Annotated in this window: 11 protein-coding genes; 2 read left to right on the top strand and 9 right to left on the bottom strand. The window is 74.6% G+C overall.

Annotated features, from left to right (window positions below):
• Positions 1-2,680: ATP-binding protein (locus AC2YHB_RS25575; RefSeq protein WP_487354872.1), on the top strand; the 2,680-nt coding region annotated here is incomplete at its 5' end.
• On the opposite strand, the gene AC2YHB_RS25570 is transcribed toward AC2YHB_RS25575, so the two are convergent.
• From AC2YHB_RS25570 to AC2YHB_RS25550, 5 genes are all read right to left on the bottom strand, one after another.
• Positions 2,667-3,428 (bottom strand): class I SAM-dependent methyltransferase, encoded by a 762-nt coding sequence (locus AC2YHB_RS25570; RefSeq protein WP_487354871.1) that lies wholly within the window; start codon positions 3,426-3,428, stop codon positions 2,667-2,669. The genes AC2YHB_RS25575 and AC2YHB_RS25570 overlap by 14 nt on opposite strands.
• A gap of 13 nt (positions 3,429-3,441) precedes the next feature.
• Positions 3,442-4,458, bottom strand: coding sequence for an aminoglycoside phosphotransferase (locus AC2YHB_RS25565; protein WP_487354870.1), 1,017 nt, complete (start codon positions 4,456-4,458; stop codon positions 3,442-3,444).
• 76 nt (positions 4,459-4,534) lie between these two features.
• Positions 4,535-5,989 (bottom strand): aldehyde dehydrogenase, encoded by a 1,455-nt coding sequence (locus AC2YHB_RS25560; RefSeq protein WP_036551320.1) that lies wholly within the window; start codon positions 5,987-5,989, stop codon positions 4,535-4,537.
• A 68-nt stretch (positions 5,990-6,057) separates the two neighbouring features.
• Positions 6,058-7,254 (bottom strand): Rv3169 family protein, encoded by a 1,197-nt coding sequence (locus tag AC2YHB_RS25555; RefSeq protein WP_487354869.1) that lies wholly within the window; start codon positions 7,252-7,254, stop codon positions 6,058-6,060.
• Positions 7,254-8,390: a phosphotransferase family protein gene (locus tag AC2YHB_RS25550; protein ID WP_487354868.1), complete on the bottom strand. Its 1,137-nt coding sequence runs from the start codon at positions 8,388-8,390 to the stop codon at positions 7,254-7,256. The genes AC2YHB_RS25555 and AC2YHB_RS25550 overlap by 1 nt, the downstream gene beginning before the upstream one ends.
• Positions 8,391-8,496: 106 nt before the next feature.
• On the opposite strand from AC2YHB_RS25550, the gene AC2YHB_RS25545 reads away from it, so the two are divergent.
• On the top strand, positions 8,497-9,093 hold the full coding sequence (locus AC2YHB_RS25545; protein WP_487354867.1) for a TetR/AcrR family transcriptional regulator C-terminal ligand-binding domain-containing protein: 597 nt from the start codon (positions 8,497-8,499) through the stop codon (positions 9,091-9,093).
• On the opposite strand, the gene AC2YHB_RS25540 is transcribed toward AC2YHB_RS25545, so the two are convergent.
• From AC2YHB_RS25540 to AC2YHB_RS25525, 4 genes are all read right to left on the bottom strand, one after another.
• On the bottom strand, positions 9,086-9,802 hold the full coding sequence (locus AC2YHB_RS25540) for a carbon-nitrogen hydrolase family protein (RefSeq protein ID WP_487354873.1): 717 nt from the start codon (positions 9,800-9,802) through the stop codon (positions 9,086-9,088). The genes AC2YHB_RS25545 and AC2YHB_RS25540 overlap by 8 nt on opposite strands.
• A complete protein-coding gene (locus AC2YHB_RS25535; RefSeq protein ID WP_036551313.1) occupies positions 9,799-10,905 on the bottom strand; it encodes a GuaB3 family IMP dehydrogenase-related protein in 1,107 nt (368 codons plus the stop codon). Before AC2YHB_RS25535 ends, AC2YHB_RS25540 begins: the two co-directional genes overlap by 4 nt.
• Before the next feature lie 59 nt (positions 10,906-10,964).
• Entirely contained in the window at positions 10,965-11,858 is an 894-nt protein-coding gene (locus tag AC2YHB_RS25530) for a phosphate ABC transporter ATP-binding protein (protein WP_179647892.1), read from the bottom strand.
• Between the two features lie 107 nt (positions 11,859-11,965).
• On the bottom strand, positions 11,966-12,656 hold a 691-nt coding region (locus AC2YHB_RS25525), incomplete at its 5' end, for an Ig-like domain repeat protein (RefSeq protein ID WP_487354866.1).

Raw genomic sequence — 12,656 nt, 5'->3', positions numbered from 1 at the left:
CGTGCAGCGCGCGCGGCGGGTCGCCGCGGCCGCCCTCCTCGAGGCCGGCGAGTGGCGCGACGCCCTCGAGCTGGCCTCGGCCGACCTGGTCGCCGACCCCCTGGACGAGCAGGCGGCCCGCACCGCCATGCGCGCCCACGCGGCCGCGGGCCGCCCCGCCCAGGCCCTCACCGTGTACGCCGACCTGCGGGCCACGCTCGCCGACGAGCTCGGCACCGACCCGGCGGGCGAGACGGCCGCGCTGCACACGGCGATCCTGCGCGGCGACCTCCCGGTGGTCCGGGCCGCGGCGCGGGTGCCCGCGCTGGTCGGGCGCGACAGCCAGTCCGCCCACCTCGACTCCCTCGTGGGACGGGCGGCGGCGGAGCGGGCTCCGCGGGTCGCACTCGTGTCGGGCGAGGCCGGCATCGGCAAGACCACCCTGCTCGCGACCTGGGCCGCGGCACGACGCGCGACGGGCGACCGGGTGCTCGTGGGGACCTGCCGCCCGCTGGACCGGGCGGCCCCGCTGGACGTCGTGCTGTCCGCGATCGCTGCCCACCTGAAGGACGGGGACGGTGACCGCCTGCTCGCCGGCGACGCCGCAGTGCTCGCTCCCCTGCTCGGCTCGGCCGTGCCCGGCACGCACAGTGTGGACCCCGCGCTCGGGCCGTCCGTGCTCTACGGCGCCGTCACCCGGCTGCTCGGCCGGATCGCCGGCGACCGGGTGGTCGTGGTCGTCGTCGATGACGCGCACCTCGCCGGGCCGACCCTCGTCGACTGGCTGGCCTATCTGGCCCGCCGCCCGCTCCCGGTGGTGGTCGTGCTGGGCGCCCGGCCCGACGAGGGCCCGGCCTTCCCCGCGACCGACCACGTGGGCCTCGGCCCGCTCGACCGCGCCCACGTCGCGGCGCTGGTGGGCGAGCGCCGGGCCGACGAGCTGCACGCCCGCTCCGGCGGGCACCCCCTCTTCCTCGCCGAGCTCGCGTCGGTGCCGTCCGGGGAGCTGCCCGAGAGCCTGGTGGCGGCGGTGACCGCCCGCTGCGACGACCTCGGGTCGGCCGGCGACCTGGTCCGGACGGCCGCCGTCCTCGGCGGCGACCTGGACATCGACCTGCTCGCCGGCGTGCTCGGTCGCAGCACGCTCGACGTGCTCACCGACGCCGAGCGCGCGGTCCGCAGCGGCCTGCTGGTCGAGGCCTCGGGGCACCTGCGCTTCCGGCACGACCTGGTCCGGACCGCGCTGGTCTCCGGCACCACCGCCGGCCGCGCCGCGCTGCTGCACCGCGAGGCCGGGCGGGCGCTCGCGCGGCGCAGCGACGCCGACCCCGCCACGGTCGCCGAGCACGCCCGTCTCGGCGGCGACCGGGCGCTCGCCGCCCAGTGGCTGCGGACCGCCGCCGCACGTGCGGCCGAGCGCTTCGACCACGCGACCGCCGAGGACCTGCTCGACCAGTCGCTCGCGCTCGCGCCCGACGACACCGTCCTGCTCGCCCGCGCGCGGGTCCGGATCCGCCGGCGGCGCTACCGGGAGGCGGAGGCGGACGCCCTCGCCGCCACCGGCGCCGGCCCGCTGCGCTGGGAGGCGGCCGCGTGGGCGGCGTACTTCGACCGGCGCTTCGACGAGGCGGCGTCGTACGCCGACGACGGCGCGCTGTCCGCCGACGACCCGGCTTCCCGCACCCGCTGCCTGGTGGCGTCGGGGCGGATCCTGCACGCCCGCGGCGAGCTCGGGCCCGCGGGTGAGCGGCTGGACGCCGCGCTGCTCGACGCCAGCGGCGAGGACCGGCTGGAGGCCGCCGCGTGGCGGGGGGTCCTGCACGCCCACCGCAGCGAGGTCGACCAGGCCCTCGCCCTGCTCCGGCCCGCCACCCGCCCGGGTGTCGGGGTCGCGCACACCCCGGCGTCGCTGCACGCGCTGCTCTTCACCGGGCACACGCTCGCGGTGGCCGGTCGCGCGCAGGAGGCGCTGGCGTGCTTCGCCGACTACACGACCGAGGTCGAGCGGCGCGACGTACCGCGCTTCGCGGGCCGGGGCGTGAACTTCTCCGGCTGGGTCCTCCGCAACCTGGGCGCGACCTCGGCGGGGGTCGACGCGCACCAGCAGGCCGCCGAGGACGCGGTCGACGGCGTGGTGATCCCCGAGGTGCTGGTGGCCGCGCTCGAGGACCTCGCGGAGGAGCGACTGCGGGCCGGTGACCCGGACGCCGCGGCCGCACTGCTCGACCGGGCCCGGGACACGCTCGTCGGCGACCTGGTCTTCGGCTGGCGCCTCGCGATGAAGCTGCAGCTCCTGCAGGCGCAGCTGCACCTGCTGCGCGACGAGGCGGCCTCGGCGCTGACCGTGGCCGGCGACCTGGCCGCCGCCGCGGCAGCCACCGGCGTCCCCCGGTACGACGCCTGCGCCCGCCTGCTGGTCCACCGAGCCACCCACGCGCTCGGCGAGCCGGTCGACGCCGCGGCGGCGTGGCGGGACCTCCGGGCGGTCGAGACCGCGGTCGGGGTCGAGGCGTGGTGGTGGGCGGGCAGCACCGGCGCCGCACTCGGCGACCCGCGGTGGCTGGCCCGGGCGGAGGAGCTGGCGGCCGGTCTCGCGTCCCGGGCCGGCGCCCACGGGGACGTGCTGCGGGCGGAGGCCGGCCGGTCCCTCGACGGCTGGCGGTCGGCGGCACGCCGCCCCGGAGCCGTCAGGTCGCGGTGAGGACCAGCATCGGCACCACCACGGGCGGTGCGCCGGCGAGCAGCGCCTCCGCCTCCGCGGCGACCTCCGCCCGGACCTGCGAGGGGAGGCCCGCGACGAAGGCGGCGTGGTGCGCCATGCCCAGCCGCCACGCGGCCATCACACGCGGATCGGTGAGGCCGGTCGCGACCTCGACCCGCCCGACCCGGGCATCGGTCCAGCCGGCGGTCGTCGCGAGGGCCGCCAGCCGGTCGGGATCGCCGACCTGGCGCTCGGTGCCGTCCTTGAAGGCCTGGTACCAGGCCGGCAGGACGTGGCCGCGCTCCGCCAGCACCCGCTCGACGACCTCCTTGGCGGGGTGGGTCCAGCCCTCCGCGAAGGCCGAGGCGAGCAGCGCCGGCGCCACCCGGTGCAGCTCGGCCATCGCGGCTGCCGGCTCCGCGTGGCCGATGCTGAAGGCGGCGACCGCCAGGTCGAAGGCGCGGTCGCGGAAGGGCAGCCGGACGAGGTCGCCCGCCACCGCGGAGCCGCCGCGCCCGAGCATCGCCGGAGCGAGGTCGACGCCCACGACCCGCGCGGCCCCGCGAGCACGGGCCGCGTCACCGGCCACGCCGGACCCGGCGCCCGCGTCGAGCACGACTCCCCCGGCGACGGCGACCGGAGCCCGGTCGAGCAGGGCCTCGGCGAGCACGGCGTAAAGCGCCGCCGGCCCGCTCCTCCAGGCGGAGGCCGACCGGTCGTAGGCGTCGCCGATCGAGGCCCTGTCCATCCGTCCCACGCCTCTAGCCCACGCCGCCGAGCCGCGCCGCCCCGCGGACGACCCGCTCCTCCCACCAGGCCAGCTCGTCGTCGTACCCGCCGAGGGCCTTCTCCCAGCCGAACTGCACCATCGCTCCGAGCAGGGCCAGGTCGAGCTGCCGGTCCCACCACGGGTCGGTGGCGACGCCGCGGCGCTCGAGGGCCGCGCGGTAGAGGTCGATCGTCTCCTCCTTGGAGACCGGGAGCCGGCGGCAGTTGATCGCGAGGTACCAGGCGAGGTCGGCCGTGCCCGCGCCCCGACCGGGGGTCTCCCAGTCGAGCAGGATGGTCCGGCCCGCTGGGTCCGTGCCGAGGTTGTCGAGCTTCCAATTCCCGTGCACCAAGGTCTGCGGGGTGGTGGCCAGCGCGGCGAGCAGCGGCCCCGGCTCGTGCACCAGTGGTACGACGACCGCGGCCGCCTTCGGCGCGACCGACTCCAGCAGCGGCCATCCCTGCGCCACCAGCCGCGGCACGAGGTGGTCCTGCCCGAGGGCGGCCTCCGCGGCGGCCATGCGGGGCGAGAGCTCGAGGTAGCGGTCCTCGGGACTGACCACGTCGATGTCGCGGCCGGTCTCCCAGAAGGCCGCGTGCAGCGCGGCCAGGTGGTCGAGGAAGCGCGCGTTCTGCTCGACCGGGATCGGGTCGTCGACGGCCGGGACGAGCCAGGCGCCGACGTCGTGCATCAGCAGCGCGGAGAGCGCGGGCCGGCGGGCGTCGTGGGCGACCGCGACGATGGGCTGGGCGATCTCGTCCGGCAGGTCGTGCAGGATGCCGCGGCGCCACAGCTCGACGGTCGCGCTGCCGGGCACGCCGGCCGCGCGCAGCGACCAGTCGTTGTCGTGGTCGAGGTACTTCACGACGTACGGCTCGCCGTCGATGCGCACCCGCTCGAGCACCGCACCCGACTTGCCGGGCGCCTCCAGGACCTCCCGGTCCGTGACGCCGGCGAGCAGCTGGTCGACGGAGTCGAGGACGTCGGGCAGGTCGGGCAGGTCGGGCATCGGGGGCTCCTCGGCTGGGGACCTTCTGTCGTCCCGAGCGTGCGGGGCCAGCCTTGCAGCCGGCTTGCAGGCAGGTCTACAGCGGCGGCGCCGCCAGGTACACCGACTTCGCCTCGGTGTACTGCGCCAGCCCCTCCGGCCCGAACTCCCGCCCCAGCCCGGAGGCCTTGAAGCCGCCGAAGGGCGCCGCGAAGTCCATCGTGTAGGTGTTGATCCCGTAGGTCCCGGTCCGCACGCCGCGCGCGACCTCCAGCCCGGCCTCGGGATCGGCCGTCCACACGGTGCCGGCGAGGCCGTACTCCGAGTCGTTCGCGATCCGCACGGCGTCGGCCACGTCGACGTACGGGATCACCGACAGGACGGGACCGAAGATCTCCTCCTGCGCGATCCGCATCCGGTTGTCGACGCCGGCGAAGACGGTCGGCCGGACGTACCAGCCCGTGTCCAGGCCGTCCGGCCGCCCGTTGCCGCCGGTGAGCAGCTGGGCGCCCTCCTCCTGGCCGAGCGCGATGTACTTCTCCACCCGCTCCTGCTGGCGCTGCGCGACCATCGGGCCGATCTCGGTGGCCGGGTCGAGCGGGTCGCCGACCTTCATCCCGCCGATCGCGGCGGCCAGGGCGGCGGCGAAGGCGTCGTGCCGCTCGCGCGAGACGAGCACGCGGGTCTGCGCGACGCAGGCCTGCCCGGAGTTCATCACGCCGAGGAACTTCAGGCCCTCGATCGCGGCGGCCTCGTCGGCGTCGTCGAGGATGATCGCCGCCGACTTGCCGCCGAGCTCGAGCGAGACCCGCTTGAGCTGCTCGCCGCAGATGGCGCCGATCTTGCGGCCTGCCGCGGTGGACCCGGTGAAGGCGACCTTGTCGACGCCGGGGTGGCGCACCAGGTGCTCGCCGACCTCGCGGCCGCCGGCGACGATCGACACGACCCCCTCCGGCACGCCCGCCTCGACGAGCAGCTCGGCCAGCAGGTAGCCGTCGAGCGGCGTCTCCGGCGCCGGCTTCACGACGACCGTGCAGCCGGCGAGCAGGGCCGGCACCAGCTTCGACAGGATGGTGAACTGCGGGACGTTCCACGGCGGGATGGCCGCGACGACGCCCACCGGCTCGTGCCGTACGACGACGTCCGCGCCGAGTGCGCCGGGCCGGGTCGACTCCCACGGGAACTCCCGGGCGATGGCCAGGAAGGCCTCGATCTGCATCCACGGCGCCGGCGCCTGCGCGAGCGAGCTGAACGAGATCGGCGAGCCCATCTCGGTGGAGATGATGGTGGCCATCTCCTCCAGCTTCGCGGCGTACAGGCCCGAGAGGCTCTGCACGACCTCGATCCGCTCGGCCGGGCTCATCCGGGGCCAGGGCCCCTCGTCGAACGCCCGGCGGGCGGCCGCGACCGCGGCGTCGATGTCGGCGGCGGAGCCCTCGGGGACCCGCGCGACGACCTCCTCGGAGTGCGGCGAGACCACCTCCAGCAGGGCGTCGGTGGCGGGCTTCGCCCAGGTGCCGCCGATGAAGAGGGCGTCGCGGTCCAGCGTCATGTCAGTTGCCTTTCGTAGCGGGTCGACAGGTCTCGAGACGGTTGCTGCGCAACCTCCTCGACCACCGGTCAGGGAGCGAGGTCGAACCAGTCGGCGAAGCCGCTGGGGTCGTGGCGGCCGAGGGAGCCGTGCTCGAACAGGCCCCACCCCTCGGTCCCGTCGGGTACGCCGGCGCCCGGCCCGTGCACGGTCGCGGAGCCGACGTGGTCGATCACCCCGAACATCACCCGGCCGGCGACGGCCGGGTCGTTCATGTCGTAGGTCAGCCGCTCCGTGAAGCCGGCGCCCTTCCAGACCCCGTGGGTCCAGTCCGAGTCGCCGCCGTAGCCGCCGCCGACGTGGATCGGCACCGGCAGGTGCGAGGCGACCTCGAGCACGACCTCCTTGCCGTCGGGCGTCGTGCAGGTGACGGTGGCGCCCGTCGGGACGCGGGTGCCGGCGCCGTAGCGGATCTCCACCCGCGGCCAGCCGAGCTGCTCGACCCGGCCGTCGCGCCAGGTCCGGGTGCAGTCGTTGACGGTGCGATAGCCGTCCGGCGTCTCCTGGATGATCATCACGATGCAGAAGTCCTCGAAGCGCAGCGGCAGGTAGAGCCACCACATGCCGTCGAAGGACGGGTCCGCCGGCTTGCCCGCGGGCGCCGCCTCGCCGACCGGGCGGATGCCCCAGGAGCGGTCGCGGGTGCCGACCCACCGGTCGGGGGTGACCGCGATGTCGGTGCCGTCGACGCTGAGGACGCCCTCCCAGGTGCCGACCTGGGCGAAGCGCTGCGCGTCGAGCGTCGTACCGCTGCCCTGGCGCATCACGTGCGGCAGCTCCTGGACGACCGGGAAGGAGCCCTCCCAGATGAGGTCCATCGCGATGCCCTCGGTGTCCTCCAGCACCAGGCGCAGCCTGCGCAGCGGCTCGAGGACCTCGATCCGGTAGTTGCCGACCTGCTGGGCCATCCGGTCCGCCCCCCGCGGGTCGGCGGCGTCGCCGAGGTGGAGGCCGGTCTGCTCGTCGCCGCGGCGCAGCAGGACGTAGGCGTCCTTGGTGCCGAGGTTCGGGTAGAAGCCGAGGCCGGTGATGAGGAACAGGTCGCCGGTGCGGTCGTGGGCGTTGAGGTAGCAGCGGTCGTAGAAGTTGCGGTCGCTGCTGCCGGCCCATGCCGCGGGGCGCGGGAGCTGGTGGATGGGGAACTCGTCGAGGGGCCCGACGCCGACGTACTCGCCGTGCAGGCTGCCCTGCCCCGCCACTGCGTCGTGTCCATCCGGTCCGGCCATCAGGCACCCACCTCGGCCAGGAGCCGCTCGACGAGCGGCTTGCAGTGGAACAGGGTCTCGATGTCGTCCGGCTGCTCGATCTCACCGAAGCGCACCTGCCGCAGCCCGGTGCGCATGAACACCACGCACCAGATGACCGCGTTGTAGAGGTGGTACCAGGTGAGGTCGCCGAGCTCGACGCCGCTGAGCTCCCTGTACGTCGCCTTGACCGACTCCTCCGAGAGGAACTCCGGCATGCCGGGCAGCTCGAAGACCTGCGCGATCGTCTGGAAGACCTGGTGGGCGAAGACGATCCACGAGGCGTCGAGCTCGCGCGGGCCGATCGACGCCATCTCCCAGTCGAGGACGGCGACGGGCTCGAAGTCGCGGTACATCATGTTGCCGATCCGGGCATCGCCCCAGCACAGCACGGCATCGCCGGTCGCGGGAAGGTTCGCCTCGAGCCACGCGAGCGCCCGGTCGACGAGCGGTGAGCGGGTCAGGTCGAGGGCGGCCCACTCGTACCACGCCCGGGTCTTCGCGAGGTTGCGGGCGAGCGGCGTCGCGCCCTCGTTGCCGGTCACGGCCGGGTCGAGGAAGCCGAAGGTGGTCGTCGGGTCCGCGATGGCGTGCAGCTTCACGATGGCCTCGACGCTGCTGCGGGCGAGCCGGTCCTGGTCGGCGGGGTCCGCGTCGTAGAGCCAGTTGTCGCCGAACGGGTAGGGCATCACGTCGGGCGGGACGATGCCCTCGACGCGGTCCATCAGGAAGAAGGGCGTCCCGAGCACGGCGCCGGTCTGCTCGAACCAGCGCACGGCCGGCACGGGCACGTCGGTCAGCTCGCCGGCGAGCCGCATGGCGTCGTACTGGTCCTGGAGGCGGTACTCCCGGAACACCGGGACGTCGGCCTGCGCGGGAGCCACCCGGGCGACGTACTCCCCCGTGCGGCGCGCGCCGTCCTCGGTCCAGGTGACGTCGAGGATGACCGTCTCGCTCGACATGCCGTTGGTGTCGACGCCCGCATGGAGCGTCACGACCGGATCCGCGCCGGGCGGCAGCACCTCGGCGAGCCAGGCCTCGAGGCGGTCGTGCACCTCGGTCTGGTCGCGGCTCGAGCGCTGCATGGTGAAGTCCGGCGGCACCGATGCCTCCGTCATGGCCCCTCCTCGGGTCGGCGTCCCCGTGCTCGCACCATCGCTAGAACACGTTCTACAGGACGATGCGGTTACGGTACTCTTGGTATCGAAAGAGGGGAAGAGGTTCATGGGGACCGATGTCGAAGCTCCTCGGGCGACCGGCCGGCCGCGCGACCCGCGGATCGAGCACGCCGCCCTCGCCGCCGTCCGCGACCTGCTCGCCGAGGGCGGGTACGCCGCCGTCACGGGCGCCGCCGTCGCCGCGCGGGCGGGGACGACCAAGGCCGCGCTGTACCGCCGCTGGCCGGCGCTCCCCCACCTCGTCCACGAGGCGGTGTTCCCGGGCGAGCTCGCGCTCGGCACCAACCTCCGGGCCGGCCTCGACGAGGTCGTGGCCCGCCTGGTCGGCGGGACCCGCGACGCCCTGTGCACGCCCGCCGCCGCGGCCGCACTGCCCGGCCTGCTCGCCGAGGCCGGCACCTACCCCGACCTCCACGCCAGCATGATCCGCCGCTTCTCCGGCGTGCTCGCGGCGATGGACGAGCGGCTCGGCGAGGCGATCGACGCGGGCGAGGCGCACCCCGATGCCCGCGCCGACGACCTCGTCCAGCTGGTGGTCGGGACGGTCATCGCGGGCGTGCTCTTGACGCCGGGCGCCCTCGACGACGCGTGGGTCGACCGGCTCACTGCGAGCGTGCTGCGCGCCCTCCGCCCGCTCAGCTGAGCGCGAGCTCGGCGCGGGCGACGCCCTCCTCGTCGCCGAGCCGGGCCAGCGGCTCGGCGTCGGGTCCATAGACGGCCGAGCCGCCGATGAAGGTGTGCGCGCCGCAGCGGCCGGTCAGCCCCGCGACGACCACCGGGAACCGGTGGTCGAGGGCCCGCGCCGCGTAGGTGACGTCCATCCGCCGGGCACCGCCGGGGAAGTACGCCACCGAGCAGAGGTACGCCGCCGCACCGGCCGCGGCCGCCTCCGCGGCATGCGCCGCGACGCTGCCGTCGCGGCAGATCGACAGCGCGAGCACGTGCCCGTCGACGACGATCGAGGCGCCCGACTCCCCCGCGACGAACCAGTTCGGCTCGTCGCCGTCCAGGTGCTGCTTGTCGTACGGCGCCGTGGTGGTCCCGTCGGGACCGACCACCACCGACGACAGGGTCCGCCCGTGCGGGCGGGCCAGCGCCGCCGACGCCACCACGGTGGCGCCGGCCGCGACCGCGGCCTCCCGCAGCGGGTCGAGCACCGGGCCGGCCAGGTCGTCGACGGTCGGCAGGGCGCCGGCGAACGCGCTGGCGTCGTACCCGGTCAGGAAGGCCTCGGGGAGCACGACGACCCGCGCCCCGGCCTGCCGGACGAGTCGGGCGGCCGTGGCGACGTTGGACGCAAGGTCGCCCGCGCGGGACTCGGCCTGCGCGGCGGCGACGACGAGACCGCTCAGCTGGAGACGACCTCGACGCGCTGGAACTCCTTGAGCTCGGTGTAGCCGGTGGTCGCCATCGAGCGCTTGAGGGCGCCGACGAGGTTCATCGTGCCGTCGGCGACGCGGGAGGGACCGAAGAGGATCTCCTCGATGGTGCCGACCTGGTCGAGCTGCACGCGCTGGCCGCGCGGGAGGTCGGCGTGGTGGGCCTCGGCGCCCCAGTGGAAGCCGCGGCCGGGCGCGTCCGTGGCCCGGGCGAAGGGCGAGCCGACCATGACGGCGTCGGCGCCGCAGGCGATCGCCTTGGCGAGGTCGCCGGACGTGCCGATCGAGCCGTCCGCGATGACGTGGACGTAGCGCCCGCCCGACTCGTCGAGGTAGTCGCGGCGGGCGGCGGCGACGTCGGCCACCGCACTGGCCATCGGGACCGCGATGCCGAGCACGGTGCGCGTCGTGTGCGCCGCGCCGCCGCCGAAGCCGACGAGGACGCCGGCCGCGCCGGTGCGCATCAGGTGCAGGGCGGCCTGGTGGGTCGCGCAGCCTCCGACGATGACCGGGACGTCGAGCTCGTAGATGAACTCCTTGAGGTTCAGCGGCTCGGCCTGGCTCGACACGTGCTCGGCCGACACGGTCGTGCCGCGGATGACGAACAGGTCGACGCCCGCGTCGGTCACCGTCTTGGCGAACTCCTTGGTGCGCTGCGGCGACAGCGAGCCGGCGACGGTCACGCCGGCGTCCCGCATCTCCTTCAGCCGCTCGCTGATCAGCTCGGCCTTGATCGGCTCGTCGTAGATCTGCTGCAGGCGGCGGGTGGCCTCGACGCCCTGCAGGCCGGCGACCTCCTCGAGCAGCGGCTCCGGGTCGTCGTACCGGGTCCAGAGGCCCTCGAGGTTGAGCACGCCGAGGCCGCCGTACTGCCCGAACGCGATGGCGGTCGCCGGCGACATCACGGAGTCCATCGGCGCGGCGAGGATCGGCAGCGAGAAGCGGTAGGCGTCGATCTGCCAGTCGACGCTGACCTCCTCCGGGTCGCGCGTGCGCCGGGAGGGCACGATCGCGATGTCGTCGAAGGAGTACGCGCGGCGGGCCCGCTTCGCTCGGCCGATCTCGATGTCGCTCACCGGAGGAGGATATCGACAACCCCCGACGGCACGTGCCTCAGCGCGCCTCCCGGCCGGACTCAGCCGAAGCGGCCGTTGACGTAGTCGTAGGTCCGCGGGTCCTGGGGTCCCTGGAACATCGCGGTCGTGTCGCCGTGCTCCACGATGACGCCGGGCTGGCCCTGCGCGGCCAGGAAGAACGCGCACTGGTCGGAGACGCGCGCGGCCTGCTGCATGTTGTGGGTGACGATCACGATGGTCACCTCGCGGGCGAGGTCGAGCATCGTCTCCTCGATGACACGGGTCGACGTGGGGTCCAGGGCCGAGCAGGGCTCGTCCATCAGCAGCACCCGCGGCCGGATCGCCAGCGACCGCGCGATGCACAGCCGCTGCTGCTGGCCACCCGACAGGCCGCCACCGGGGGCGTCGAGGCGGTCCTTGACCTCGTTCCAGAGGCCGCCCTTGACCAGGCAGGACTCGACGAGGAGGTCCTTGTCGGAGCCGCGCATCTTCGTCCCGGTCAGCTTGAGGCCGGCCAGCACGTTCTCCCTGATCGACATCGCCGGGAACGGGTTGGGCTTCTGGAAGACCATCCCGATCGACCGGCGCGCGTCGATCAGCCGCTTGCCGGGGTCGTAGATGTCCTCGCCGTCCAGCAGGACCTCGCCCGCCAGCCGTGCCGAGGGCACCAGCTCGTGCATGCGGTTGAGGATCCGCAGGAAGGTGGACTTGCCGCAGCCCGACGGGCCGATCAGGGCGGTGATGCCTCCCGCCGGCATGGTCAGCGACACCCGGTCCAGCACCTTGTGGTTGCCGAACCAGGCGGTGATCTCGCGGGCCTCGAGCTCGGCGAGCGCCGTTGCCGGAGCCACGTCCACGGGGAGCGCGGGGTCCAGGCGGGGCACCGGTGCGATCGCGGTGGTGTCGTCGATCGGCCAGTCGTCGATCGGGTTGGCGTCGATGGGCGTGGTCATGGGCGTCCTTCGGGTCAGGCGGGAGCCCGGGCGGCCGTCGTACGGCGACCGCCCGGGCTCCTTGGTCACTGCTGTCGTGTCACTGCTGTCGGGTCACTGCTGTCGTGTCACCGCTGGGTGACGTAGAAGACCTTCGACGCCTTCGGGGCGAGCGTGTTGCCGCTCCAGGTGACGACGAGCTTCTTCCTGCCCACGGTGAGCCTGGCGAGCGTCAGCGTCACCTTGCCGGCGCTGAGCGTGCCCTTGCCGATGACCTTGGTGCCGTACGTGACGACCACGGTGCCGGTCGCCTTCGTGGTCGTGCCGGCGAGCGCGACCGTGATCGTGCCGCGCGCGCGGGCGCCCTTGGCGACGTACGTCGGGAAGGACTCGGCGATCGTGGCCGTGGTGCGGACCAGCAGCTTCACCGGGGTGGCGTCCGTCGACCCGTTGTACGCCGTCGGGTCGGCCGGCACGAACTGCGCGGTGTAGTTGTGGTAGCCCGGCTTGACCCCGGTGAGCGCCTTGGTGGCCACACCGGCGACGACCGCGACGCCCGAGGCGACGACGGTGCTGCCGTCGCGGAAGGTCACCGTGCCGGCGGCGGCGTTCGGGGCGAGGGCGGCCTTGACCGTGGCCTTGCGGGCGCCCGGGCTGGTCGCCGTGGTGTTCACGGTGGTGTCGACCGCGACCACGTCCTCACCGTTGACGGTGAAGTTCGTGGTGGGGTCCTGGGTCTGCTCACCGCAGACGCCACCGTCGGCGTCGGAGGCGAGCTGGGCGAACCCGGCACCCTCGATCAGCGCCTGAGCGGGCTCC

The sequence above is a fragment of the Nocardioides sp. SRI_004 genome (assembly GCF_057586415.1).
Note: the sequence above shows the minus strand (reverse complement) of the source record. Positions and strands in the feature narration are given on the sequence as shown.

Excerpts from the sequence above, each read along its gene's own strand:
- AC2YHB_RS25565 (WP_487354870.1), bottom strand. The coding sequence starts at position 4,458 with ATGCCCGACCTGCCCGACCTGCCCGACGTCCTCGACTCCGTCGACCAG.
- AC2YHB_RS25560 (WP_036551320.1), bottom strand. The coding sequence starts at position 5,989 with ATGACGCTGGACCGCGACGCCCTCTTCATCGGCGGCACCTGGGCGAAG.
- AC2YHB_RS25530 (WP_179647892.1), bottom strand. The coding sequence starts at position 11,858 with ATGACCACGCCCATCGACGCCAACCCGATCGACGACTGGCCGATCGAC.
- AC2YHB_RS25550 (WP_487354868.1), bottom strand. The coding sequence starts at position 8,390 with ATGACGGAGGCATCGGTGCCGCCGGACTTCACCATGCAGCGCTCGAGC.
- AC2YHB_RS25545 (WP_487354867.1), top strand. The coding sequence starts at position 8,497 with ATGGGGACCGATGTCGAAGCTCCTCGGGCGACCGGCCGGCCGCGCGAC.
- AC2YHB_RS25555 (WP_487354869.1), bottom strand. The coding sequence starts at position 7,254 with ATGGCCGGACCGGATGGACACGACGCAGTGGCGGGGCAGGGCAGCCTG.
- AC2YHB_RS25570 (WP_487354871.1), bottom strand. The coding sequence starts at position 3,428 with ATGGACAGGGCCTCGATCGGCGACGCCTACGACCGGTCGGCCTCCGCC.